General features: G+C 68.1%; 21 protein-coding genes. 13 read left to right on the plus strand and 8 right to left on the minus strand.

Annotated features, from left to right (window positions below; genetic code table 11):
* The first annotated feature begins 161 nt into the window (after positions 1-161).
* The 3 genes from K5L94_RS06760 to K5L94_RS06770 all read left to right on the plus strand — a co-directional run bounded on the left by K5L94_RS06760 (position 162) and on the right by K5L94_RS06770 (position 3,801).
* Positions 162-1,718 (plus strand): M20/M25/M40 family metallo-hydrolase, encoded by a 1,557-nt coding sequence (locus tag K5L94_RS06760; protein ID WP_053451268.1) that lies wholly within the window; start codon positions 162-164, stop codon positions 1,716-1,718.
* 153 nt (positions 1,719-1,871) lie between these two features.
* Positions 1,872-3,275, plus strand: a complete 1,404-nt coding sequence (gene gltX, locus K5L94_RS06765) for a glutamate--tRNA ligase (protein WP_274512330.1) — start codon at positions 1,872-1,874, stop codon at positions 3,273-3,275.
* Between the two features lie 34 nt (positions 3,276-3,309).
* Entirely contained in the window at positions 3,310-3,801 is a 492-nt protein-coding gene (locus tag K5L94_RS06770) for a Fur family transcriptional regulator (protein ID WP_004150412.1), read from the plus strand.
* A 108-nt stretch (positions 3,802-3,909) separates the two neighbouring features.
* Here the strand turns inward: K5L94_RS06770 and K5L94_RS06775 are convergent, their stop codons facing one another.
* The 4 genes from K5L94_RS06775 to K5L94_RS06790 form a co-directional block, all read right to left on the minus strand.
* A complete protein-coding gene (locus K5L94_RS06775; protein WP_133934171.1) occupies positions 3,910-5,070 on the minus strand; it encodes an HlyD family secretion protein in 1,161 nt (386 codons plus the stop codon).
* Positions 5,071-5,080: 10 nt separating this feature from the next.
* A complete protein-coding gene (locus tag K5L94_RS06780) occupies positions 5,081-6,754 on the minus strand; it encodes an MFS transporter (RefSeq protein WP_274512333.1) in 1,674 nt (557 codons plus the stop codon).
* Positions 6,754-7,320, minus strand: coding sequence for a TetR/AcrR family transcriptional regulator (locus K5L94_RS06785; protein WP_053508296.1), 567 nt, complete (start codon positions 7,318-7,320; stop codon positions 6,754-6,756). The genes K5L94_RS06780 and K5L94_RS06785 overlap by 1 nt, the downstream gene beginning before the upstream one ends.
* Positions 7,321-7,547: 227 nt before the next feature.
* A complete protein-coding gene (locus K5L94_RS06790) occupies positions 7,548-9,752 on the minus strand; it encodes a TonB-dependent receptor (protein ID WP_274512334.1) in 2,205 nt (734 codons plus the stop codon).
* 135 nt (positions 9,753-9,887) lie between these two features.
* Between K5L94_RS06790 and K5L94_RS06795 the strand changes: the two genes are divergently transcribed.
* Entirely contained in the window at positions 9,888-10,301 is a 414-nt protein-coding gene (locus K5L94_RS06795; RefSeq protein ID WP_008264835.1) for a MerC domain-containing protein, read from the plus strand.
* A 110-nt stretch (positions 10,302-10,411) separates the two neighbouring features.
* Complete coding sequence (locus tag K5L94_RS06800; protein WP_004150462.1) at positions 10,412-10,591, plus strand: 30S ribosomal protein THX; 180 nt, start codon at positions 10,412-10,414, stop codon at positions 10,589-10,591.
* Between the two features lie 100 nt (positions 10,592-10,691).
* Here the strand turns inward: K5L94_RS06800 and K5L94_RS06805 are convergent, their stop codons facing one another.
* From K5L94_RS06805 to K5L94_RS06815, 3 genes are all read right to left on the minus strand, one after another.
* The gene (locus tag K5L94_RS06805) at positions 10,692-11,942 is read right to left on the minus strand and encodes an alkaline phosphatase family protein (protein WP_180878241.1); all 1,251 of its coding nucleotides are present in this window, start codon (positions 11,940-11,942) and stop codon (positions 10,692-10,694) included.
* 175 nt (positions 11,943-12,117) lie between these two features.
* Positions 12,118-12,609, minus strand: a complete 492-nt coding sequence (locus K5L94_RS06810) for a methylated-DNA--[protein]-cysteine S-methyltransferase (RefSeq protein ID WP_049458877.1) — start codon at positions 12,607-12,609, stop codon at positions 12,118-12,120.
* Positions 12,606-14,084 carry a DNA-3-methyladenine glycosylase 2 family protein gene (locus K5L94_RS06815; protein ID WP_274512339.1) on the minus strand — a complete coding sequence of 493 codons (1,479 nt, stop codon included), beginning with the start codon at positions 14,082-14,084 and terminating at the stop codon, positions 12,606-12,608. Before K5L94_RS06815 ends, K5L94_RS06810 begins: the two co-directional genes overlap by 4 nt.
* A 320-nt stretch (positions 14,085-14,404) precedes the next feature.
* Here K5L94_RS06815 and K5L94_RS06820 point away from each other — a divergent pair, with 320 nt between their 5' ends.
* The 4 genes from K5L94_RS06820 (at position 14,405) to ubiM (ending at position 17,832) form a co-directional block, all read left to right on the plus strand.
* Positions 14,405-15,568, plus strand: a complete 1,164-nt coding sequence (locus K5L94_RS06820) for a COG3904 family protein (protein ID WP_274512340.1) — start codon at positions 14,405-14,407, stop codon at positions 15,566-15,568.
* A 58-nt stretch (positions 15,569-15,626) separates the two neighbouring features.
* Complete coding sequence (locus tag K5L94_RS06825; protein ID WP_164087909.1) at positions 15,627-16,172, plus strand: DUF4019 domain-containing protein; 546 nt, start codon at positions 15,627-15,629, stop codon at positions 16,170-16,172.
* A gap of 11 nt (positions 16,173-16,183) precedes the next feature.
* Entirely contained in the window at positions 16,184-16,573 is a 390-nt protein-coding gene (locus K5L94_RS06830) for an MAPEG family protein (protein ID WP_053449185.1), read from the plus strand.
* A gap of 80 nt (positions 16,574-16,653) precedes the next feature.
* Positions 16,654-17,832 carry a 5-demethoxyubiquinol-8 5-hydroxylase UbiM gene (gene ubiM, locus K5L94_RS06835; RefSeq protein ID WP_053449186.1) on the plus strand — a complete coding sequence of 393 codons (1,179 nt, stop codon included), beginning with the start codon at positions 16,654-16,656 and terminating at the stop codon, positions 17,830-17,832.
* 11 nt (positions 17,833-17,843) lie between these two features.
* On the opposite strand, the gene K5L94_RS06840 is transcribed toward ubiM, so the two are convergent.
* The gene (locus K5L94_RS06840) at positions 17,844-18,065 is read right to left on the minus strand and encodes an RNA-binding S4 domain-containing protein (RefSeq protein WP_006426190.1); all 222 of its coding nucleotides are present in this window, start codon (positions 18,063-18,065) and stop codon (positions 17,844-17,846) included.
* 267 nt (positions 18,066-18,332) lie between these two features.
* Between K5L94_RS06840 and K5L94_RS06845 the strand changes: the two genes are divergently transcribed.
* From K5L94_RS06845 to K5L94_RS06860, 4 genes are all read left to right on the plus strand, one after another.
* Entirely contained in the window at positions 18,333-20,279 is a 1,947-nt protein-coding gene (locus K5L94_RS06845; RefSeq protein WP_049432175.1) for a DEAD/DEAH box helicase, read from the plus strand.
* A 227-nt stretch (positions 20,280-20,506) separates the two neighbouring features.
* The gene (locus K5L94_RS06850; protein ID WP_053449187.1) at positions 20,507-22,927 is read left to right on the plus strand and encodes a putative bifunctional diguanylate cyclase/phosphodiesterase; all 2,421 of its coding nucleotides are present in this window, start codon (positions 20,507-20,509) and stop codon (positions 22,925-22,927) included.
* A gap of 145 nt (positions 22,928-23,072) precedes the next feature.
* On the plus strand, positions 23,073-24,701 hold the full coding sequence (locus tag K5L94_RS06855) for a sensor domain-containing diguanylate cyclase (protein ID WP_238581862.1): 1,629 nt from the start codon (positions 23,073-23,075) through the stop codon (positions 24,699-24,701).
* A gap of 34 nt (positions 24,702-24,735) precedes the next feature.
* Positions 24,736-25,458, plus strand: a complete 723-nt coding sequence (locus K5L94_RS06860) for a pseudouridine synthase (RefSeq protein ID WP_049424580.1) — start codon at positions 24,736-24,738, stop codon at positions 25,456-25,458.
* The last annotated feature ends 63 nt before the right edge of the window (positions 25,459-25,521 follow it).

Raw genomic sequence — 25,521 nt, forward strand, 5'->3', positions numbered from 1 at the left:
CCTTGGTTCGCACGCTTCCGCACCGCCCATGACCGATGGGACGGTATCACCGCGCCCCTGCTGGCTAGACTCGACGGGTTGATGATCGAGCCGAAGGGCAGGGGTGCGGCGTGTTGAAGTGGAGCGGGCTGAAGTGGGGTGTGCTGGCGGTAGCGCTGGCGATGGGGGGCAATGCAGGGGCGCAGCAGCGCGAGACGGTGGACCTGGACATGGTCAGCCGCATCCGCCAGGAGGCCTTCCATCGCTCGCAGGTGATGGATACCTTCAGCTACCTCACCGAACGCATCGGGCCGCGCCTGACCAATTCGCCGGCGATGGGCCGCGCCAACGCGTGGACCCGCGGCAAGTTCAACGAATGGAAGCTGGACAACGTCCACGACGAAGCCTTCGATGATTTCGGCCGTGGCTGGGAGTTCACCTCGGCCAGCGTGGAAATGCTGGGTGACCGCATCCAACCGCTGCATGCGCTGCCCAAGGCGTGGACGCCGGGTACGAACGGCCCGGTCGAAGGTGAGCTGGTGCAGGTCGAGATCAAGAAGCCGGAAGACATCGAGAAGTACCGCGGCAAGCTGCGCGGCAGGATCCTGCTGCTGGGCGAAGCACGCGAGTACAAGCGCGGCACCGAGGCAGATTCGCATCGCCACGACGCCACCTCGCTGGAAGGCCTGCAGGAATTCACCCTGCCCAAGGACCAGGACGCCACCGCCGAGCGCGCCAAGCGGGTCAAGGAATACCAGGAGCGCCAGGCGCTGGCGAGCAAGGTCAATGCGTTCTTCGTCGAAGAGGGCGCGCTGGCCTCGATCAGCATCAGCAGCTGGGACAACGGCATCATCCGTGTTGCCGGAGGTGGTTCGCGCAAGGCCGGTGAATCGGTGGGCATCCCCGAGCTGGCGATGATCAGCGAACACTTCAACCCGCTGGTGCGCGCGCTGAAGGCCAAGCAGACCGTGCGCCTGCGCGTGGACGTGGCCGCGCGTTTCACTGACGAAGCCGACCAGCCCGGTTACAACACGCTGGCCGAGATCCGCGGCAGCAGCAAGCCCGATGAGGTGGTGATGATCGGCGCGCATATGGATTCGTGGCACAGCGGCACCGGCGCGGCCGACAACGCCGCCGGCGTGGCGGTGATGATGGAGGCCATGCGTATCCTCAAGGCCACCGGTGCCAAGCCGAAGCGGACCATCCGCGTGGCGCTGTGGAGTGGCGAGGAGCAGGGCCTGATCGGCTCGCAGGCCTATGTGGCCAAGCACTTCGGCCAGTTCCCGGAACCCACCGACCCGGCGCAGAAGGCATTGCCGGCCTCGCTGCGCGAGCCGACCGGTGCGCTGCGCAAGACGCGCGACTACAGCAAGTTCCAGGTGTACTTCAACATGGACAACGGCTCGGGCCGCTTCCGTGGCATCTACGCCCAGGAAAACCTGGCGGCGATGCCGATCTTCGAAGCCTGGCTGGCGCCGTTCCATGACGTGGGCGCCACCACCGTGGCCACCCGCAACACCGGCAGCACCGACCACATCAGCTTCGACCGCATCGGCCTGCCGGGCTTCCAGTTCATCCAGGACCGTCTGGACTACTTCAGCAACGTCCACCACAGCCACCTGGACACCTGGGACCACGCCGAGCCGGAAGATCTGAAGCAGGCCGCGGCCATCGTCGCCTCGTTCGCCTACAACGCCGCCATGCGCGAGCAGCCGTTCCCGCGCAAGGCTGAACCATAAAAGGGGACGGAGGGGATTAAGTCGTTTCTCCCCTCCGCTTCCCGTCCGTAGCCGCATCGGCTCGGCAATCGCGACTTAATCCCCTCCGTCCCCTTTTTCCGTCGGGGGCGGTGGGCTGGTAAAATCGGGGGATTCCCGTTCCCCGAGCGCCTCATGATCTGCCGCACCCGCTTCGCCCCCAGCCCCACCGGTTACCTGCACATCGGCGGTGCCCGCACCGCGCTGTACTGCTGGCTGGAGGCCCGCCACCGCGGCGGCGAGTTCGTGCTGCGCATCGAGGACACCGACCGTGAACGCAGCACCCAGGGCGCGATCGACGCCATCCTGGAGGCGATGGAGTGGCTGGGCCTGGATTACGACGAGGGCCCGATCTACCAGACCGAGCGCGTCGCCCGTTACCAGGAAGTGGCCGAGCAGCTGATCGCCAACGGCAAGGCGTACTACGCCTACGAAACCCGCGAAGAGCTGGACGCGATGCGCGAAGCCGCCATGGCCCGGCAGGAAAAGCCGCGCTACAACGGCGCCGCGCGCGAGCTGGGCCTGCCGTACAAGGACGACCCGAACCGCGTCATCCGCTTCAAGAACCCGCTGGAAGGCACGGTGGTATTCGACGACCTGATCAAGGGCCGCATCGAGATCGCCAACAGCGAGCTGGATGACATGGTCATCTTCCGCCCGGACGGCTACCCCACCTACAACTTCGCAGTGGTGGTGGATGACTGGGACATGGGCATCACCGAGGTCATCCGCGGCGACGACCACATCAACAACACTCCGCGCCAGATCAACCTGTACGAAGGCATCGGTGCGCCGGTGCCGAAGTTCGGCCACATGCCGATGATCCTGGACGAGCAGGGCGCCAAGCTGTCCAAGCGCACCGGCGCGGCCGACGTGATGCAGTACAAGGACGCCGGCTACCTGCCCGACGCGCTGCTGAGCTACCTGGCCCGCCTGGGCTGGTCGCACGGTGACCAGGAGCTGTTCAGCCGCCAGGAACTGATCGAGCTGTTCGACGTGAAGGACTGCAATTCCAAGGCCTCGCGCCTGGACATGGCCAAGCTGGGTTGGGTCAACCAGCACTTCCTGAAGACCGAGGATGTGGCTGCCATCGTGCCGCACCTGGTCTACCAGCTGCAGAAGCTGGGCCTGGACGTGGCCGCCGGCCCCGCCCCGGAGGACGTGGTGATCGCGCTGCGTGAACGCGTGCAGACCCTGAAGGAAATGGCCGAGAAGGCCGTGGTCTGGTACCAGCCGCTGGCCGATTACGACGAAGCGGCGGTGGCCAAGCACTTCAAGGCCGGTGCCGAGGTGGCGCTGGGCAAGGCCCGCGAGCTGCTGGCGGCGCTGCCGGAGTGGACCGCCGAGTCGGTGGGCGTGGCCCTGCACGACGTGGCCGCCGCGCTGGACATCGGCATGGGCAAGGTCGCCCAGCCGCTGCGCGTGGCCATCACCGGCACCCAGGTCAGTCCTGACATTTCCCATACCGTGTACCTGGCCGGCCGCGAACAGGCCTTGAAACGCATTGATGTGGCCATCACCAAGGTAGCAACGGCCTGAGGCATCCTTGCCAGGCCCGAACCGGAGAACACGCATGCCCGCCAAGACCGCCACTGCCTGTACCGCCCCGCACCACCACGTCCACGACGCATCGGATTTCGTGGCGGTGGTCGAGCGTGTCTCGCGCGAACGCGGGCTGCGCCTGACCCCGATCCGCGCCAACGTACTGAAGCTGATCGCCGAGGCCGGCAAGCCGGTCAAGGCCTACGAGCTGCTGGAATGGGTGCGCAACGGCAAGGGCGTGGGCGCCGATGCCCCGCCCACCGTGTACCGTGCGCTGGACTTCCTGATGGCCAACGGCTTCGTGCACAAGCTGGAATCGGTGAATGCCTTCGTGGCCTGCCATCACCCCAGCAGCGCGGCGCACTCGGTGCCGTTCCTGATCTGCAACAGCTGCCACAGCGCGGTGGAACTGGAAGACCGCGAGATCGTCACCCAGCTGGAAAAGCGCGCCAAGGAGCTGGGCTTCCAGCCGCAGGCACAGACCCTGGAAGTGCACGGGCTCTGCGCCCGCTGCGCCGGGTAACGCAACGGTAGTGCCGGCCGCTGGCCGGCATGGGAGGGGGGGCGGATCCATTCGCCATTGGCAAAGGGATCTGACCCCGTTTCATATCGGCGCAACCGGGCCTGTACCCTAGTCCATCGGCTTGGTCGCGGTATCCACCCGCACGATCACCGACATGCCCGGACGAAGCTGTGCTGCCAGCTTCTGCTCCCCGTCGATCCTGATGCGCACCGGCAGCCGCTGCACCACCTTGGTGAAGTTGCCGCTGGCGTTGTCCGGGCGCAACACACTGAACTCGGACCCGGTGGCGGGCGCGATCTCCTCGACGCGGCCGCTCAGCACCTGGCCGTGGAAGGCATCCACCGAGAACGAGGCAGGCTGGCCGATCGCCATCTGCCAGGTCTGGCCTTCCTTGTAGTTCGCGACCACCCACAGCGTGTCAGGCACCAGGAACAGCAGCTGCGAGCCGGCGGCCACGTACTGGCCCACGCGCACGCTGGCCTCGCTGATCTGGCCGTCGCGCGGTGCGTGGATCACCGTATTGGCCAGGTCGATGCGAGCCAGTTCCAGTTGTGCCTGCGCGCTCTCCACCTGCGCTTCCAGGCTCTTGCGTGCCACCCGGGTCGATACCAGCGTTTCCTCGGCGATGCGGATCTGCGCCTGCGACTGCTGCACGCTGGCCTGCGCCGAGGCCTGGCTGGTGCGGAACTTGTCGCGGTCGTTGACCGACACCAGCTGCTGTGCGGCCAGCTCCTCGTAGCGCCGGGCCTCGTTGCGCGAGCGCTGCAGTTCGGCCTGGCCCGCCGACAGCGTGGCGTGTGCGGAGGCGATCTGCGCACGGTTCTGCGCCTGCGACTGGTCCGAATTGGCCAGTGCCGCGCGTGCGCTGTCCAGCGTCGCCTGTGCCTGGGCGACACGTTGCGCATAGATGCGGTCATCGATGCGCAACAGCGGTTCGCCCTTCTTTACATGCTGGAAGTCCTTGACCAGCACCTCGGTCACGTAGCCGTTCACCTGCGGCGCCATCACCGTGATCTGCCCGCGCACATAGGCGTTGTCGGTCACCATCACGCTGCTGGTGAAGGGCCACAGGTGCCAGGCACGCAGGATCAGTGCGATCCCCAGCAACGCCACCACCACCATCACCACCACGCTGCGCGCGCTGGGCTTGAGGTATTTCGGCGCGGCCGCCGGCGCCGCGGGCGTGGGCGCAGGCGCCGCATCGGTCGGTGGCGGCGGGGTGACGTTGTCGGCGTCGATGTCGTCTGGGCGGGGCGGGACAGGGGGCATGGCGATCAACTCAACGGGGCGCGACCGGCGTGGCCGCAGCAGGGGACGTGGGGTGGCGCTTGCGCCATTGCTTGATCACGGCGGTACGCAGCGACAGCAGCAGCAACCAGCACAGGAAGCCGATGGCCAGCCAGCCGCTCAGGGTGAACACATCATTGAAGCCTCGCACATTGGCTTCGCGGCGTGTGATCTGCGCCAGCTGCGCGCTGCCCTGCGCGCTGCGCAGCACGGGATCGGTGATCTGCGCGCTGTACAGCTGCTGCTGCACGCGCAGGCGCTGCGCGACCACCGGGTCGGCCGGATCGAGCTGGCTGGTCAATGCGCTGGAATACAGCTGCTCACGATGCAGCTGGAAGGTGCCGAGCACCGCCGAACCGGCCAGGCCACCCAGGGTCTGGGTGATCGACAGCGTGACCAGGAAGGTGATCATGTGGTCCACGCCCTGTTTCAGTGCGGCGGAGATGCCGAGCATGATCAGCGGGCCCATGAACATGCCGGCGCCGACCGAGGCCAGGAACTGGCTGACGTAGAAGTCGTGCGGCCGGTCCAGGCTGGTGCGGTGCTGGTCGAAGAAGGCAGCGGTGCCCAGCAGCAGGATCGCCATCAGCAGCTGGGCAATCAGCCGCTTCGGCCCGAACGTCAGCGACGCCGCCGCGATGCCGGTGATCACGCCGGCCAGGATCACGCCGAACAGGGGGCGCAGCTGGTCCGGGCCCATGCCCAGCGTGCGCATCAGGTTGACCACGCCGTAGGACTGTTCGGTGGTCAGGAAGCGGATCAGGAACGCGCCGACGATGAAGTGCAGCACTGGCAGGCTGGCCAGCCAGCGCGTCTGCAGCAGCGGGTTGCGGCGGTAGTGTTCGATGATGAAGGCGGTGGTGGACAACGCGATCGAGGCGACCAGTGCCCACCCCAGCCACGGCGTATCCAGCCACCAGCGGGTATAGCCCTGTGCCAGCACGATCACCAGCAGGGCAACGGCAGGGGCGAGCAGGGCGAAGGTGAGGAAGTCCATCGGCTCGAAGGCCTTGATCTGGATGCCGGGCGGCAGCTTCAGCACCACCACTGCCGCGAACGCGCACAGGGCAAGGCCGGCTTCGAACGAGTAAAGCTGGTGCCACTGGCCGGTATCCACGAGGCCCGGCGAGACGATCCAGGCAATCGGCACCGCCAGTTGCGAGAGACCGACACCCACCACCAGCAGGTTGCCGGTGAAGCGGCGCGGCAGCGCCTGCAGCATGTACAGCGTGCCCAGTGTCGAACAGGCGGCGCCGGCGAAGCCACTGGCGGCGCGGGTCAGCAGGGTGGTCTCGAAACTGCCGACGAACAGATGCAGCACCGCCAGCGCTGCGTACAGGCCCAGGCCGATCTCGGCGAACAGGCGGATGCCGTACTGCTGGCGGAACTTGAAGGCCAGCAGGTTGGCGGTGACATTGACCATCGCGTAGGCCGCCACCAGCCAGCTGCCCTGGGTCGGCGTCAGCGCCAGCTGGCCCTGCAGGAACGGGAGGTTGGCGGTGACCAGCGCGTTGCCCAGGCCGCCGGTGATCGCCACCAGCAGAGATACCAGCGCGTAGGCCACGCGCCGATAGGGCGGATGCCAGGGCATCGACGCCGAACCGGGCATGGTCGGCTTCTCGTGCTCCTCCCAATCCGGAACCGGCTTCAGATACGGCTGGACCATCAGCGCGCCTCGCTGGGTGCTCCCTGCAGACCCCCGCGCAGCAGCTGCAGGGCACGCCCGGCCAGCTGGGCGCGCTCGTCGCGGGTCTTGCCGCGCAGGGCTGCGCCCAGCATGCCCGAGATCAGTGAAATATCCGTCTTCTCCAGATCGGCGCGGCACAGGCCGGCGGCCTTGGCACGGGCAATCGGCGCTTCCAGCAGGTCACGCACGGTCTCGCGCGCGGTGCGCATGGCCGGCACGTCCGAATCCACCGCACGCCAGTAATCGGCGAGGGCAGGCGAATCGATGATGCGCTGGGCCATGCCCTCGAACACCTCGAACAAGGCGTCGTCGCGGTCGCCGAGCTGCTCGACCTGGCGCCGGATGCGGTCGACCGTACGCTGCAGCAGCGCCTGGATCAGCGCGGTACGGTCGGGGAAGTTGCGGTACAGGGTGGCGCGGCCCACCTGGGCGCGTTCGACCACCAGGTCCAGTGGAGCGGTGACGCCATGTTGGCCGAAGACATGATCGGCGGCGTCGAGGATGAGGGCACGGCGGGCAGCGGCATCGGCACGTTGGGCGGTCATGGGTTCATTTTCGGACATTAATGTCCGGTTGGCGAGACATTGAGTGGCGGGATTGTCCGTTTGTTGTCGTACGCACATCTTTGTGACGCTTGCGTGATGGTGTTGGCGGAAATGAAAACGGGGGCCCGAAGGCCCCCGCTGGAGATGCTTTAGATCCACGCCATGCGTGGATGAGGGAGGTCAAGAGCCCTTTCCTGCGGAATGGGCTCCGACCCCGCCGTGCGCGATCAGAAGAACGCGCGGATGCCGAAAGCGACGCCACGACCCGGCAGCGGCGAGTAGTCGCGCAGCAGCGAGGTATGCGGGCGCACTTCGCGGTTGGTCAGGTTGCTGCCATCCAGGAACACCTCGTAGCTGTTGCTCGCATTGCGATCCCAACGGTAGGCCAGGTGCGCATCGACCAGGGTGTAGCCGTTGCTCGGTTCCTCGTTCTGCGCGACGTCCTTCTGGCGGCTGTAGCGCACCGCGCCGACCGACGCGCGCCAGCCGTCCTTCGACCAGCGCAGGTCGGCGCCGACGCGGGCCGGAGCGATGCGCGGCAGGTAACCGGTGTTGGCCAGCTCCACCGTGTAGTTGTGGTTGTGGTCGCCGTGCGGCACTGCGATGTCCAGGTTGCGGCTGCCGCTGCCATCCAGCTTGGCCTTCACGTAATCGCCGAACAGGCGCAGGTCCCAATCACCGGCCCCCCCTTCGAACAGGTGCACCAGCGCTTCGGCCTCGGCACCGCGGAATACCGCGTCCTGCTGGGTCCAGGCACGAACCGGCAGGCCCTCGGTAACCCCGGTGTCGGCCAAGTAGATGAAGTCCTTGAACTTGGTCTGGTAGACCGATGCGGAGAAGTCCAGGCGGTCACTGTGGGTGTGGATACCCAGTTCCACGCGCTGGCCGCGCTCGGTCTTCAGGTTGGCGTCGCCGATTTCCAGCGAACGGGTGGCGATGTGCGCGCCAGCGGCGTACAGCTCTTCATTGGTCGGCGCACGCTCGGAACTGTCCACGCCAATGCGCAGGTCCACCGCGTCGTTGAGCTTCCAGATGCCCGCCGCGGACAGGTTGGTGGCACCAAAGGTGCGGCGACGGTAGTCACCGGTCGGGTCCAGCTTGACCTGGTCGTGGCGGCCGCCCAGTTCCAGCTTGAACGGGCCGAACTGCTTTTCCTGCAGCACGAACAGGCCGATGTTCCTGGTGCCGGTATCCGGAACGAAGGCTTCTTCGCCCTTGGCGCCGAAATCACTGTTGCCGAACTGCAGACCGAAGGCACCGTCCCAGCCGCCGATCTGCTGCTGCACGGCTTCCAGCCGCGCTTCGATGCCGCGGTTGGTGAAGCGGGTCGACGGCGTGCCGGCCTCCAGCTCCACGTGCTCGTAGTCGGTGTAGGCCACGCGTGCGTTGATGTTCTTCAGGAACGAGACCGGGTCGTAGATGCCGGCCTTGGTCTCGAAGCGGTTCTGCACCATGTCGATGCGCACGTCATGCTCGTCGCCGCCTTCCTCCTCATCGCCGTGGTCGTGGCCGTGGTCATGACCATGATCATCACCGTCGGCATGCACGTGCGCGCCATTGGGAATGCCGTAGTTGGTGCGGTAGGTGCTGGCCGATACGCCGAAGTAACCACCGTCGCCCAGCCACGTTGCGCCGACGCCACCGGCGCGAGTGCGGATCGAGCTGTTGTCCAGGCGGCCACGGCGCGGTTCTTCGCTCTCGGCCGCATCGTGGTCATGATCGTGGTCGTGGTGATCTTCCAGGCTGTCGATCACCGCGTAACCCGGGATGCGGTAGTCGTCGCCATTGCGCACCAGGCCGTCCACATGCAGCACGACGTTGCCGCTGACACCATCGAGGCGGAACATGCCGCTGCGTTCGTTGTTCACCGAATTGCCGCGCAGTTCTGCACGGCCGCTGAGCGGACGCTCCGGCAGTTCGCGCGCGATGCGGCCATCGACCACGTTGACCGCACCACCGATGGCGCCGCTGCCGAACAGCAGCGTGGCCGGCCCCTTCAGCACTTCGATCTGGTCGGCCAGGAACGGCTCGATGCTGGTGGCATGGTCGGCGCTGACCGTGGAGGCATCCATGTTGCCCATGCCATTGGACAGCACCGCCACGCGCGGGCCTTCCTGGCCGCGGATGATCGGGCGGCCGACGCCCGGGCCGAAGAACGTGCTCTGCACGCCGGGCAGCTTGGCTACGGTATCGCCGAGGGTGCCGGCCTTCTGCTCGTCCAGGCGTTCCCCGGCGAGAACCTCGACCGGGCGCGCCAGCGATTCGGCATCGCCCTGCAGCGGCGATGCGGTGACCTGCACCGACGACAGCTCGGTCAGGTGGCGGTCACGATGGGCGCTGTCCTGGCCGGCAGCAAAGGCGGCGGACGGCAGCAGGGCGGCGAGGGCCAGGGCCAGGGAATGCGGCTTGAGCCGGGGGGTGTGGGCGGGCATGGGCAGGTCCTTTGTTACAATGTATCAATAGCAGGGCGCACGAATCCCGTCGGTGGGACAGGGGGAGGGAAACCGTGCGGGTCGGGAACGGATGTTATATTATTCCATAACGATTCGCCGACCCTGCTGGAAGTCATGTCCCTGTCCTCACGCCTGCGCCACCTGCTCGACCGATTCGGCGCCACTGGTTCGATGCTGTGCGCGGTGCATTGCGCGGTGATCCCCGTGCTGCTGGCGGCGGCGCCGTCGCTGGGCCTGTCGTTCTGGTTGAGCGACGGCGTGGAGCAGGCGCTGGTGGTGTTCGTGACCCTGCTCGGGCTGTTCAGCCTGGTCTGGGGCTATCGCCGGCATGGTGCGCTGCGCGCGCTGGGTTTCCTGATTCCGGGCCTGGTCGCGCTGTGGGCCGGCGTGCTGTACGACCCGCTGCATCACAACGCGGTGCCGCATGCGGTGGTGATGACCATCGGTGGCCTGTTGGTGGGCGTCGCGCACCTGGTCAACCTGCGCCTCAATCACGGCCACGTGCACGACGCCAGCTGCGCGCACTAGGCGCTCCGTGATAGGATTTCCGATCGTGCGCGGGGGCGCCCAGCAAGGCGGCCCCGCCGAACCCGTGTCAGTACGGGGTAACCAGATTTCACACTTGAGGAGTTGAAGACATGGGTAAGGGTGACCGCAAGACCGCCAAGGGCAAGCGCTACAACGCCAGCTACGGCAACGCCCGTTCGCACACCGCGAGCAAGGTCGCCGTAGGCGCCGCCGCCCCGGTTGCCAAGAAGACCGTGGCCAAGGCTCCGGCGAAGAAGGCTGTGGCGAAGAAGGCTGTCGCCAAGGCCTGATCCGGCCGGTCGACCGCTTCAAGAAAAAACGCGGCGCCTGGCGCCGCGTTTTTTTATGCCTGTTCGCCGAGCCGGGCGTGGGCCCGGCTCTACGGCGGCGTCAGCGCAGAGTCTGTTTCAGCGTTTCCGGGTTGCCGTCGTTCGGCGCGGCCGGCACCTGCAGCAGATGCGCCAGCAGCGGATAGACATCGACGTTGTCGAAGCCATCGATCACCAGGCCCTGGCGGAACGACGGGCCGCCGGCCACGAACACCGCACGCATGGACGGCAGGGCGTTGTCGTAGCCATGCGAACCGCGATCCTGCTTGGTGCGCTTGGCGATCCTGTCCCGATGCAGGGCATCCCAGCCTTCATCCATGGCGCAGACGATCGGCGGCACCCGCGGGTGCGTACCGTAGTGCCAGCGCGGCGGCAGGTTTTCCTTCTTCCAGCATTCGTAGTGGGCGTGGCGGCCGAGCAGGACGCGTTCGGCGTCGGCTTCGCGACCGGCGACCGGTGCGAAGCCCACCGACTGGCCCTGGCTGACATTGCGTGCGATGGCCGGATCGGCCATCGATTCGGTGGCGATCACGTGGCCGTCGGCGACGCTGGCCATGCCATGGTCGGACACCACGATCACGTTGGTTGTCGACGCCAGCCCGCGCTGCTGCAGTCCATCCAGCACCTGGCCGACGATCTGGTCGGCGCGCACGATGGCGTCGGCATACTGCTTCGAATCCGGGCCGTAGTGGTGGCCGGCCTTGTCCACGTGCTCCATGTACAGCGTGGTCAGGCGCGGCGCATCGGCGTCGGTCTGCGCCAGCCAGTCAAGCACGATGCCGGCACGCTGTTCCAGCGGTTCCTGGCCGTCGTAGATGCGCCACTGGCTCGGGCGCACCCCGCGGATTTCCGACTCGCTGCCCGGCCACGAGGTGGTGGCCGAACGCACGCCGGCATTCTCGGCGCCGACCCAGATCGGCTCGCCGCCCCACCACGCGCTGGTAGTGACCGCCTCGCGGTTGCTCAGTTCGAAACGGCCCAGTGCCTCGTCGTCCATGCTGTTGTTGACGATGCCGTGGTGGTCCGGGCGCAGGCCGGTGACGATGGTGTAGTGGTTGGGGAAGGTGAGCGACGGATAGGATGGGGTCATCCAGCGTGCACGCACGCCACCGTCGATCAGCCGCTGCAGGTTCGGGGTCAGGCCGCGATCGAGCGCGTCGGCGCGCAGGCCGTCGATGGAGATCAGCAGCAGCTTCGGCGGCGCAGCCGCAGCAACGGGCGTGGCAACGGAGGCGGAGGGCGCGGGCGCGGTGGTGCAGGCGGCCAATGGCAGCAGCAGCGCCAGCGCGCAGGTCAGGCGTACGGAAGTCATCCGCGCATGATAAGCCGGCGCAATGACCGGCCCAAGACACGCTGCGCGGAAGGGCGCAGCGTGTCCGCGCATTCTTCCTTGTCCCCGCGCCGCCCAACCCACATCAATCCAGAGCCGGTCTGGCTTTTGACGTTGCCGTTGTTTCTGCGGGTGCCGGGCGCAGCCCGGCCGGCCCTCATGCAAACAATGGGGCCTGGCGTTGTTCCAGGCGCAGCAGCGCGGCCTTGGTCTCCAGGCCGCCGCCGAACCCGGTCAGTGCGCCGTTGCTGCCGATCACGCGATGGCAGGGCAGGATGATCGGCAACGGGTTGCGGCCGTTGGCGGCGCCCACCGCGCGTGTTGCGCTGGGCTGGCCCAGGTGCTGTGCCAGCTGCAGGTAGCTCCAGGTCTGCCCGAACGGAATCAGCGCCAGCGCCTGCCACACGCGCAGCTGGAACGGCGTGCCGCGCGGTGCCAGTTCCAGATCGAAGCTGCTGCGTTCGCCGTGCAGGAACTGCAGCAACTGCTGGCGGGCCTCCGGCAGCGCATCCGGCGCGTAGTGCCAGTCGTCGCGGCCACGCGCCGGATGGCGATTCTCCGGGAACAGCACATGCGCAAGCCCGCGCTCGTCGCCGGCGATGGTCAGCACGCCGATCGGGCTGTCGAAACGGTCGAACAACAGGGTCATGTCGGTTCTCCAACGAAAGTGCCGGACAGGTGCCACAGGTGCAGTACGGCATACGCGCGCCACGGCCGCCAGGGTTGCGAGCGTGCTTCGGTGGCACGCTCGCTCAGGCGCTGGCCCTGCGCATGGCCGAGGACCTGCTGCAGCACCAGGTCGCCGGCGGGGAAGGCATCAGGCTGGCCGAGGCCCCGCAGGGCGATGTACTGCGCGGTCCACGGGCCGATGCCGGGCAGTGCCACGCAGCGGGTGACGAACTCTTCCAGCGCCTGGCCAGGCCCGAAATCGAGCTGGCCGCTGGCGCAGGCGGCTGCGAGTGCTCGCACGGTAGCGGCACGGCTGCGCGGCAGGCCGATCGATTCCAGCGGCGCCCCGGCCAGCACCTCGGGTGCGGGGAACTGGCGATCGAAGTCCGATGGCATGCCCGGCAGGTGTGCGCCGAAGGCATCCACCAGGCGCCGCGCGAACGTGGTGGCCGCGGCGACGCTGACCTGCTGGCCGAGCACCGCGCGCGCGCCCACTTCGAATCCATCCCAGCCGCCCGGAACACGCAGCCCGGGGCGTTCGGCGATACCGCGCGCCAGCAGCGGTTCCTCACTCAGCGCGGCGTGCACCTGCTGCAGGTCGGCATCCAGATCGAACACGCGGCGCACGCGGCGCACGATATCCGGAATCAGGCGCGGATCGACGGCGCTCAGCTGCAGGTGCAGTTCCGGCCGTTTCGGATCGGCGGTGACGCGCAGCAGGGTGGGCCGCTCAGGCGTGCCCAACACGCGCTGGTAGCCGTCTTCGCCGATCAGTTCGATGCCGGGCAGGCTGCGCTTGCGCAGGAAGGCCAGCATGCGTGGGAAGTCCAGCGGTGGCCGGTAGGCCAGGCGCAGCACCAGGCCCCCCTCATCGGCGGCGAGCGGTTGATGCTGGCGGCGCAGCGCGGTGGGGGCCATGCCGCAGCCCTGGAGGAACGCGGTATTGAAGCGGCGCAGGCTGTTGTAGCCGGCTGCCAGCGCGACGTCGGTCACCGGCAGCGTGGTTTCGGTCAACAGCTGCTTGGCCAGCAGCAGGCGATGGGTGGCGTGGATCTGTCCGGGTGTCGCGCCCAGGTGTTCAACGAAAAGCCGTTGCAGCTGGCGTGCACTGAGTCCGATCTTCTCTGCGAGGTCTGCCACCGGTTGTTCCTGCAGGAAGCCACCCTGGATCAGGGCCAGGGCGCGCTGCACGGCCTGGCCGGCAAGTGCCTGCTGGGCCTGGGGCGCCAGTTCCGGGCGGCAGCGCAGGCACGGCCGGTAGCCGGCGGCGGCGGCGGCAGCGGCGCTCGGGTAGTAGGTGATGTTGCGCGGCTTTGGCGGGGGCGCGGGGCACACCGGGCGGCAATAGATGCCGGTGCTGCGCACGGCGGTGAAGAACACGCCGTCGAAGCGTGCGTCGCGGGCCAGGCGGGCGCGGTCGCAGGCGGCGGTGTCGAGGGCGAGGGCGGTGTCCATGGCGCCAGTCTAGGCGGGTGCGGGCGGGGATACTCGCCGGATTCGGACATGGATGCTGGAGAGGGTGCTGGCAGGGCTTGCAGCCCTGCACCCGCAACGTCAACGTCTCAATCAAGAGCTGGCAGTCCGTGGGATGGCGGGGCGGTTGGTCGCTGCAGTTGGTGGGTGCCGACCGTTGGTCGGCACGCTTTTGCTGTGGGTAGGTGTCGACCTTGGTCGACACGCTTTCCCGAGGGTCAGAGCGGGTTCAGTGCCACGCGCTGAACGCGCGCGCTGGACGGGTAGACTGTGGCCCTTGCTCTCATGAAGACCGGTTGCCGATGTCCGCCAAATTCCGCTGGTTGCCCCTGTTGTGCCTGGCCCTGGCGGGCTGCAGTCAGCTGGAGAATCCGGGCAATGTGACCGCTGCCGACAAGGCTGCGCGGGCGCCGGCCAGTGATGGCGAGAACATGGTGTCGATCAATGCGGCTGACGCACCGCCGCCGCCCGCGCCGCCGCGCAGCCGGGCCGATCGGCCGTGGCCACAGGCGCAGCTGGAGAATGGCCGCGCCTGGGTCAGCTGCAGCACCGAGTACGCAGGCGAGGCCGGCGACGGTATCGAGCTGGAAGGCCTGCAGCGCGATCAGATCAGCCAGGCGCTGGCGCCCTGCGCCGAGCGTGGCCTGATGCGCGTGCGCTATTCCGGAAAGATCAATCCGGGCTTCGCCGAGATGATGTGGCGGCTGGCCGTGGTCGCCGACGAGCAGAAGATCCACAAGCGCATCCTCGACCTGGATTCCAGCGGCGGCCAGGTGGAATCGGCCATCGTGGCCGGTGACAGCATCGGTGAATCGGGCTGGACCATCTGGGTGCGCGAAGGCTCGATCTGCCACAGTGCCTGCGTGTTCGTGCTGGCCGCCGGTGACAACCGCCTGCTGTCGGGCAAGGTCGGCATCCACCGCATGATGCGCATCAGTTCCAAGGCCACCTCGCGTGCTGAACTCAACCGCGAGCTGCACGAGGTCTACGACAACGTGAAGGACTACCTGCAGCGCAACGGCGTGGCGGTGGGCGTGGCCGATCTGATGATGACCGTGCCCAACCGCAGCCTGCGCCTGCTGACCCCGGACGAGCTGCGCCAGTACGGCCTGGATGGCACCAACGCCGTGCAGGACGACCTGGAGCGGATCAAGCAGATGCGCGCCTGCGGCGATGATTTCGTACAGCGCAAGGATGCGTTCCTGATCGCCTTCGACCAGCAGTGCAAGCGCGAAGGCGCTGACATGGAGTCGATCAACAGCTGTGGCCAGGCACTGAAGCAGCGCTTCGGTTTCCCGGATGCGGTGTGTCCCGAAGAGAGCCCGCTGTCGGAGATCGATGTGGCCACGCTGCCGCCGGCACCGTCCGAGCCGCCGCCGGTGGCCGAACAGGCTCCTGCGGACGCCGGCAAGCCTGCCGCGCAGGCCGACGCTGCCGTGGTCGAGGGCAGCGCCCACGCGCACTGACGAACAGCTCACTGTGCTGGCGTAGACTGCGGTTCTTTCCCGGTAACCGGCGGTGTCCATGAAGCGCGTGCTCCTGCTGCTGTCCCTGATGCCCTTCACTGCGTTGGCGCAGGTGCCTGCGCCGGCCACGCCCGCACCTGCACCCGCGCGCCCGGCGCCGGCATCGCCGGCGGCCGCGAAGCCGGCCACCGCCGGTGCCCCGGCGTTGACCGCCGCGCAGCAGGCGCAGGTGCAGAAGCAGGACGCGGAAATGGGCGCAGCCGCAGTGAAGGCGGCGCAGCTGGTCGATGCCAACCGTGCCGGCGAGCTGTGGGAGGGCGCCTCCGCCGTCGCGCGACGTGCGGTGCCGAAGGCGGCCTTTGTCAGCCAGCTGACCACCGAGCGCACGCGGTTGGGCGCGATGGCCGGCCGCGGCCAGCCGACCATCACCCGGGTCAAGTACGGCGCCGGTGCCGCCGTGCCCGAAGGCCTGTACATCAACGTCAGCTTCCCGACCCGCTTCGCCAACAGCGCGCAGCCGGTACGCGAACTGGTGTCGTTCCGTTTCGACGAGGACCAGGTGTGGCGCCTGGCCGGTTACAGCCTGCGTGCATCGGCACCCTGAGGAGCGCAATGATGGCAACTGAACTGACAATGCTGGCCTGGTCGGTGCTGCTGGGCTTTGTCTACATCTTCGCCACCTCCACGGTGGTCACCCGCGAGCGTGGCCTGAAGTGGAATGCCTCGGCGCGTGATGGCCAGGCCCGGCCGCTCAGTGCGCTGGCCGGCCGCCTGCAGCGGGCCCAGGCCAACTTCCTGGAGACCTTCCCGTTCTTCGCCGCCGCCGCGATCGCGGTGGTGCTGGCCGGGCGCAGCAACGACACCACCGCATTGGCCGCGCAGGCCTACTTCTGGGCGCGGGTGGTCTATCTGCCGCTGTATGCCGCCGGCGTGCCCTATGTGCGCAGCCTGGTCTGGGCGGTATCGCTGCTGGCCATCCTGGCGCTGGTGTTCGCGTTGTTGTGAGCCGGGCCTGATCCAGATCAAGGCCGGTCAGCTGCGTGGCGCTATGCTGGCGCGGACTGGATCAACGGCAGGAGGCGCGCATGCGCAGGATGGACGTGGTGGTGGTCGGCGCGGGCCCGGCGGGACTGTGCTTCGCACGCGCGCTGGCCGGTAGCGGCCTGCAGGTCGGGCTGGTGGAGGTGCAGCCGCGCCAGGTACTGGCCGAGGCGGCCTTCGATGGTCGCGAGATCGCGCTGACCCATGCCTCGCGGCAGAGCCTGGAGCAGCTGGGGCTGTGGCAGCGCCTGGCGCAGGCCGAAGTGGCCGAGCTGCGCGATGCAAGAGTGATGAACGGCGGCTCGCCGTTTGCGCTGACCTTCGCCAGCAGCCAGGTCGACGGCCAGCCGCTGGGCTGGCTGGTGCCCAACCATCTGATCCGCCGCGCCGCGTGGGATGCCGTGCAGGGCCAGGACGGGCTGGAGTTGTTCGATGGCCGCAAGGTGCTGGGCGTGCAGGCCGATGCACAGGGCCACGTGGTTACGCTGGACGACGGCAGCAAGCTGCACGCGCGGCTGCTGGTAGCTGCCGACAGCCGCTTTTCGGCAACCCGTCGCATGCTCGGCATCGGCGCGCAGATGCGTGACTTCGGCAAATCGATGCTGGTCTGCCGCATGCAGGTCGAGCGCGATCACCACCACACTGCGTGGGAGTGGTTCGGCTATGGCCGCACCATGGCATTGCTGCCGCTCAACGAGGGCCAGGCATCGGCGGTGATCACGCTGCCGCCGCGGCAGATCGAGGAACTGCTGGCGATGGACGAGGTGGCGTTTGGTGAGGCCATCAGTGCCTGCTTCGAGCACCGCCTGGGCCGGATGCAGCCGGTGGCCACGCCGCAGGCGTATCCGCTGGTGGGGGTATACGCGCACCGGTTCGTGGGCGAGCGCTCGGCGCTGGTCGGCGATGCGGCGGTGGGCATGCACCCGGTCACCGCGCATGGCTTCAACCTGGGCCTGGCCAGCGCACAGCGGCTGGCGCAGGGCATCGTCGGGCAGCAGCGGCGTGGTGCCGACATCGCGGCCGAAGGCATGCTGGCCCGCTATCAGCGTGGCCATCGACTGGCGTCGCGGCCGTTGTACGAGGCCACCAACGCGATCGCCAGCCTGTACACCGACGATCGACGCCCTGCGCGGCTGCTGCGTGCGGCCGGCCTGCGCGTGGCGCAGGGCGTGGCGCCGTTCAGGCAATTGATCGCCTCGCACCTGACCCAGCGCGTGGCCTGAACGGGTTCAGATCAGCCGGCAGCCAGCACGCGGATCTGGCTGTCGGCGAACTCGACCACCTGGCCAGCGCGGATCTTGCAGGCCTTGCGCAGTTCGACCTCACCGTCGACCAATACCTGGCCTTCGCTGATGACCATCTTGGCCTCGCCGCCGCTGGTGACCAGGTCGGCCAGCTTGAGCAGCTGCTTGAGTTCGACGTAGTCGCCGTCGAGGTCGAATTCGAGAATCTGCATGGAGCGGGGTTCCTGGGAAGAGGGCGCAGGCCGGTGGCCGGGCCGGAAAGAGGGCGCGTATTGTGCGCCAGCACCGGGCATGACCGCACGCGCCCGGAAAAGCTGTACGCCTCGTTCAGGATCAATGCGGTATCATTCCGCTCTGAGCGAGTGAAATCTCCTCCGACCGAGCAGCGCCAGGGCACGCGATAAGAAGGGCGCCCAAAGCGCGGACCATCCCTTTTTTATCGCACTGCCAGAACGACGGCAGTGCCTTTGGAGTTCCCCATGTCCCAAGATTCCCAAGCGCCGCTGCAGTTTGCGCAGCTCGGCCTGTCCGAACCCGTGATGCAGGCGGTCACCGCCATCGGCTACGAAACCCCGTCGCCGATCCAGGCCGCCACCATCCCGGCGATGCTGGAAGGCCGCGACGTGCTGGGCCAGGCCCAGACCGGCACCGGCAAGACCGCAGCGTTCGCACTGCCGGTACTGTCCAACATCGACCTGCAGCAGATCAAGCCCCAGGCCCTGATCCTGGCGCCGACCCGCGAACTGGCCATCCAGGTCGCCGAGGCGTTCCAGTCCTATTCGTCGAAGATTCCCGGCTTCCGCGTGCTGCCGGTGTACGGCGGCCAGCCCTATGGCCAGCAGCTGTCGGCGCTGCGCCGCGGCGTGCACATCGTGGTCGGTACTCCCGGCCGCGTGATCGACCATCTCGACCGCAGCACCCTGGACCTGTCCGAGCTGAAGACGCTGGTGCTGGACGAAGCCGATGAAATGCTGCGCATGGGCTTCATCGATGACGTCGAGGCCGTGCTGAAGAAGCTGCCGGAACAGCGCCAGGTTGCGCTGTTCTCGGCCACCATGCCGCCGCAGATCCGCCGCATCGCGCAGACCTACCTGCAGGACCCGGTGGAAGTGACCATCGCGGCCAAGACCACCACCTCGGCCAACATCCGCCAGCGTTACTGGTGGGTGAGCGGCATGCACAAGCTGGACGCGCTGACCCGCATCCTGGAAGTCGAGCCGTTCGATGCGATGATCATCTTCGCCCGCACCAAGGCCGGCACCGAAGAACTGGCCAGCAAGCTGCAGGCCCGTGGCCTGGCCGCGGCCGCGATCAACGGTGACATGCAGCAGGCCCAGCGTGAGCGCACCATCGCCATGCTGAAGGAAGGCAAGCTGGACATCCTGGTTGCCACCGACGTGGCCGCCCGCGGCCTGGACGTGGAGCGCATCAGCCACGTGCTGAACTACGACATCCCGTACGACACCGAAAGCTACGTGCACCGCATCGGCCGTACCGGCCGCGCCGGCCGCAGCGGTGAAGCGATCCTGTTCGCCACCCCGCGCGAGAAGGGCATGCTGCGCCAGATCGAGCGCGCTACCCGCCAGCCGATCGAGGAGATGCAGCTGCCGAGCGTGGAAGCGGTCAACGATACCCGCATCAACAAGTTCACCTCGCGCATCACCGAAACCCTCGGTGCCGGTGGCCTGGACTTCTACCGCCAGCTGCTGGAGCGCTTCGAGAACGAGCAGAACGTGCCGGCCATCGAAGTGGCTGCCGCGCTGGCCAAGATGCTGCAGGGTGACACCCCGTTCCTGCTGCAGCCGCCGGTGCGTGCGCCGCGCGAAGAGCGTGCACCGCGCGAGCGCTTCGACCGTGGCGACCGCCCGGAGCGTGGCGATCGCTTCGACCGCAACGAGCGCGGCCCGCGTTTCGAGCGTGGCCCGCGTCGTGACGATGCCGAAGGTGGTTTCGAGCAGCGCCCGCGCCGCGAGGTTCCGCCGCGTGGTGCGCCGGAGCAGGGCATGGAGACCTACCGTATTTCGGTCGGCCACCAGCACGGCGTGAAGCCGGCCAACATCGTCGGCGCCATCGCCAACGAAGCGGGCCTGGAAAGCCGCTTCATCGGCCGCATCGACATCCACGACGACTTCTCGCTGCTGGACCTGCCGGCGCAGATGCCGCCGGACGTGCTGTCGCACCTGCAGAAGGTGTGGGTGTCGGGCCAGCAGCTGCAGATGCGCGCGCTGGCGCCGGGTGAAGACACCAACCCGGCCCCGCGTCCGTTCAAGCCGCGCTTCGACAAGCGTGGTCCGGGCGGCCCGGGTGGCCCGCGTCGTGGCGGCCCGGGTGGTCCGGGTGGCCACGGTGGCGACCGCGGCGGTGACCGCGACAGCCGCCCGCCGCGTCGTGACGGCTTCAAGCCGCGCGGCCCGCGCAGCTACTGAGCCGCACCGCAGCCCTGACAACGCCAGCCTTCGGGCTGGCGTTGCCCGTTCCGGGCCCGCAAAAAGGGGACGGAGGGGATTAAGTCGTAAATGGCAGGCCAGGTGCTTATGCCATAAACGACTTAATCCCCTCCGTCCCCTTTTTCGCATGGTCAACACATTCCCGGTCCTAGGCTGAGCCAGTTCCAAGGGAGGTTGTCACCGCAGCACATTCGGGGGGATCCGGGATGGGTAGGAGTGGCACGGACCAGCAGAGCCGACGGGTTCCCATGACCCGGGGCCTGGGACTGCGATTTGCGTTGCTGACGGGCATGGCGATTGGATTGGTCGCACTGTCCGCGCTGATCCAGGAACTGCAGGCGGCCTCCACCGCCTGGATTGCCGGCCAGGGCTACTGGTCGCGCGGTCAGCAGGATGCAACCGCCGCGCTCAGTCGTTACCTGGCGCGGGGCGATGCCCAGGACCTGGACGACGCGCGCCAGGCCCTGCAGGTGCCGTTGGGCGATCTGCAGGCGCGGCTGGCGCTGGAGCAGGCTGAGCCGGATGAAGCCAAGGCCAGGCAGGGGTTCCTGCAGGGCGGCAACGCGCGCGCTGATATTCCGCGCCTGGTGTTCTCGTTCCGCTATGCACGCGATATCGGTGCCTTCCGCGAAGCAACCGCGCTGTGGCGGAAGACCGACGGCGACCTGATGGCGGTGCAGCGCCTGGTCGATGAATTGCAGCTGCGGCACGACAGTGGCCCGCTGCCGATCGCCGCGCGTGATCGCTACCTGCAGCAACTGGGTGACCTTGATCGGCGGATGCAGGTGCAGAGCCAGGCGTTCTCGCAGGCGCTGTTGCGGATGGCGACGCTGGTGAGGCTGGCCACGTTGATGGTTGCGGGCCTGTCGGTGCTTGCGATCAGCCTGATGGCCGTGGCGCTGGCGCGTCGCGTCGGCAAGGACCTGACCGAGCACGAGAGCCGTTTCCGCGCGGCGTTCTACCAGGCCAACGTGGGCATGCTCAAGCTCGACACCGATGGCAAGGTGATCGAGGCCAACCAGGCCATGGCGGACATTCTCGATTATCGTCGCGATGTGCTGCTGCAGATGTCACTGCACGATCTGTTGATGGACGGCGAACTGGTCATCGACGGTGTCGGCCGCATCGACTGGGACCGGCAGCTGCGGCCAAGCGAACTGCGCTTCCGGCGGCGCGACGGCAGCCTGGTCTGGGGGCGCTGGAGTGGTACCGGCGTGCACAGCAGCGGGGGGCTGTCGGTGTTCGCGATCATCGAGGATGTCAGCCAGAACCATGCGCTGGCACGTGAGATCGAGCATCACGCCAGCCACGATCCGCTGACCGGCCTGATCAACCGCCGCGAGATCGAACGCCTGCTGGAGCGCGCGCTGCTGCAGGTGCGCAGCGACGGTGGCACGCATTCGCTGTGCTACATCAACCTGGATCATTTCAAGCTGGTCAACGACAGCTTCGGGCATGCCGCCGGCGACCAGATGCTGCGCAGTTTCGCCGATTACCTGGTGGCGGCCGTGCGCGATGGCGACTGGGTCGGCCGGCTCGGTGCCGATGAGTTCGCCGTGTTCCTCGCCCATGCTGGTCAGGACGAAGCCAAGCGGGTGCTGCAGCGGGTGATCCGCAACCTGGGCCAGGCCACTTTCCCGATCAGCGAGGGCAGCCCGCAGCTGAGCTGCAGCATCGGCGTGGTCGAGGTCAGTGCCGATGCCCCCGACGTGAACTGGCTGATGAGTGCCGCCGACAGCGCCTGCTATGCGGCCAAGCAGGCGGGCCGCAACCGCGTGCACTGCTTCAACGAGAACCGCATGGCGCTGGAAGAACGGCGCCTGGAGGCCGAACGCCTGCAGGGCGTCAGCCTGGCGATGGCCGAGAACCGCATGCTGCTGTATGCGCAGCGCATCGCCCGGGTGGGAGATCCGTCCTACCTGCACTACGAGGTACTGGTGCGCATGCGCGGCACCGACGGCAGCCTGCATCTGCCCGGCCAGTTCATGCCGGCGGTGGAGCGCTACGGCATGGCCGTGGCGCTGGATCGCCATGTGCTCGGGCTGCTGTTCCGGCACCTGCAGGTCTGCCCGGCGCATGTACGCCAGCTGGGCCTGTGCAACGTCAACGTTTCGGCCCAGTCGATCGCCGAACCGGGATTCCTGGCCTTCGTCTGCGACCTGCTCGAGCGCAACCGCGCACTGGCGTCCAAGCTGTGCTTCGAGATCACCGAGACCGCTGCGATCAGCAACCTCAGCCAGGCGCGCGCCTTCATCGATGCGGTGAAGGCGCGGGGCTGCCGGATGGCGCTGGACGACTTCGGTTCCGGCCTGTCCTCGTTCGGCTACCTGCGCCAGCTGCCGGCCGACATCCTGAAGATCGATGGTGCATTCGTGCGCGACATGGACACCGATCCGGTCAGCCACGCCACCGTGCGGGCGATCAGCGAGCTGGGGCGCGAGCTGCAGATGGAAGTGGTGGCCGAGTGGGTGGAGACCGCCGAGGTGGCCGGCGCGCTGACCAGGCTGGGGGTACAGGGCCTGCAGGGCTATGCGATCGAACGGCCGCAGCCGCTGGAACGGATGACCCTGACCGACCTGAAGCCCTTCCGGCTGGTGGCGGTGAACGGGCCGCAGGGCGCGGGCTGAACGGACGGCGGCGACTTTGGTCTACACATGCGCGGCGCGCCCGGCTGCGATAATGCGCGCCAGGGGCGACGTGCAGTGGGCGCGGACGTAAGCAGGAACAGGACGTGGCGTGGGCAGCAGGCAGTGGCGGTATGGAACAGGGGGGATGCTGGCCGTCCTGCTGATGTGGTGGGCGATACCGTGGCCGCTTCAGGCTGCCGAGGCCGTATCGGGCCGCGATTACCTGCTGGTCGGGGGCGCCACCGACGCGCCGACCCCACATCGTGCGTGCACGCCGCAAATGCTGTCCGGTGCCCGCCAGCAGGTGGAAGTGCCCGCGCCGCCCGGGGGCTGGTCGGGCGAGCCACAGGCGCTGGACGTGTTCAACGTCTTCGCCGGCGAGGTCCGGGTCCAGCACGGTGACCGCGAAATCTGCGGCAACATGCACGATGCCCGCACCCGCGATTCACGCTTCCGCGCAGGCATCGGCCTGGTCGCGGTACCGCCGGCCGGCAGCCACGCGCCATTCGTGGTCTCCTGGCAGACGCCGCTGAAGGCGCGCTGGGTTCCGACCCTGCGGCTGGGCGCGCCCAGCCCGGTGCAGCAGAACGACACCGCCCGCCTGCTGGTGCGCGCCGCCTGCATTGCCGTGGCCATCGCCTTGGCGCTGTCGGCGCTGATGGCGTTCCTGACCACGCGCGACCGCAGTTTCCTGGTCTACATCGCCGGCACCACCGTGCTGGTGCTGTGGCAGGCGATCCTCGGTGGCCTCAGCGGCTACCCGGAGCCCTGGCTGCCGGTGGGCGAGCGCGGGGCCTGGTGGTTGCTTTCGCTGACCGCGGCCACCCAGGCACTGGTGCTGCCGGCGCTGTGGCGGCTGAACGGTGGCGACCGCGCGCTGCCCCGTTCGCGGCCGCTGCAGGCGATCGTGCTGTGGGGGCTGCTGGCGCTGGCCGTGCTGGTGCCGTGGCTGCGCTGGGGCCAGCTGGCCTGGGTCGCACAGGGCCTGCAGGTGACCTATCTGCTGGGGTGTGGCCTGGCGTTGCTGGCCGGGGTCTGGGCGCGCTGGCGCGGCGACCGCTGGGCGCAGGCCGGGCTGGCCGCGCTGGCGCCGATGCTGGTATTGATCATCGCCGACGCCAGTGCAGCCGAATGGTTGCTGGAGTACCGGGTGGAGGCGCTGCAGCTGGCGGTGACCTGGCTGCTGATGATGGCCGCCTACGCCATGAACCAACGCCTCGGGCGGCTGCGCCAGCAGCGCGATGAGCTGCGCCAGCTGGCCGAGACCGATGGCCTGACCGGGCTGCCCAACCGGCGCGCAGGACTGCAGCAGCTGGCCCGTCACCTGGCACAGGTTGACCGTGAGCGCGGCCCGCTGGTGATCGGCTTCCTCGACATCGACCTGTTCAAGGACATCAACGATCGCCACGGCCATGCGGTGGGTGACCAGGTACTGGTCGCGGTCGCGCGCGCCCTGCGCGCGGCGGTGCGCAGCCAGGACGAAGTGGTGCGGATGGGCGGCGAGGAGTTCCTGCTGCTGATGCCGGGCATGCCGCGCGAAGCCGCGTCGGCGCGGCTGGACCGACTGCGCCAGCGCATCACCGAGGCCGGCCAGGCACTGCAGGTACCGGGGCTGGAAGTGACCGCCAGCATTGGATTGGCGCAATGGCGACCGGGCGAGGACGATCTGGCCGGGCTGCTGCGCCGGGCCGACCATGCCATGTACGTGGCCAAGCGCGCCGGCCGCAACCGGGTCTTCGACGGCGAAGAGCTTGATCCGGCTGCATCGGCATGAAGCGCGGCGGGCGGCGATGCCGGATAATAGGGCGATGACCACCCGACTCAACAAACATATCGCCGACACCGGCTTCTGCTCCCGCCGCGAGGCCGATCGCCTGATCGCCGCCCGCCGCGTCACCGTCAACGGCCATGCGGCCGGCACCGGCGCGGTGGTGGGCGAGGAAGACCAGGTGCTGGTCGACGGCCAGCCGCTGCGCGCGCGCGTCGCCCGCAAGCCCGGCGCCCGCCGCCACGTCTACATCGCGCTGAACAAGCCGGTGGGCGTCACCTGCACCACCGAAACGTCGGTCAAGGGCAACATCGTCGACTTCGTGGGCCACGAACAGCGCATCTTCCCGATCGGCCGCCTGGACAAGGAGTCGGAAGGGCTGATCCTGATGACCAGCAACGGCGACATCGTCAACCAGATCCTGCGTGCCGAGAACGGGCACCAGAAGGAATACTTGGTGGCGGTGAACAAGCCGGTCACCGACGAGTTCCTGCGGGGCATGGCGCGCGGCGTGCGCATCCACGACCAGATGACGCTGCCATGCAAGACTTCGCGCATCGCCAAGTTCGGTTTCCGCATCACCCTGCAGCAGGGCCTGAACCGGCAGATCCGCCTGATGGCGGCCGAGTTCGGCTACCGCGTGACCCAGCTGCGCCGCGTGCGCATCGACAACATCAAGATCGGTGCGCTGAAGCCGGGCCAGTGGCGCAACCTGACCGAGCAGGAGCTGCAGGGCCTGCTGCCGAAGCAGCTGGACTGGTAGGGCCGGCCGCTCGCCGGCTGCAAGGTGCCTTCGATGTACCCGGGATGCCGGCCCGCGGCCGGC

It is taken from the genome of Stenotrophomonas forensis, assembly GCF_028752115.1.
Lineage (GTDB): Bacteria > Pseudomonadota > Gammaproteobacteria > Xanthomonadales > Xanthomonadaceae > Stenotrophomonas > Stenotrophomonas forensis.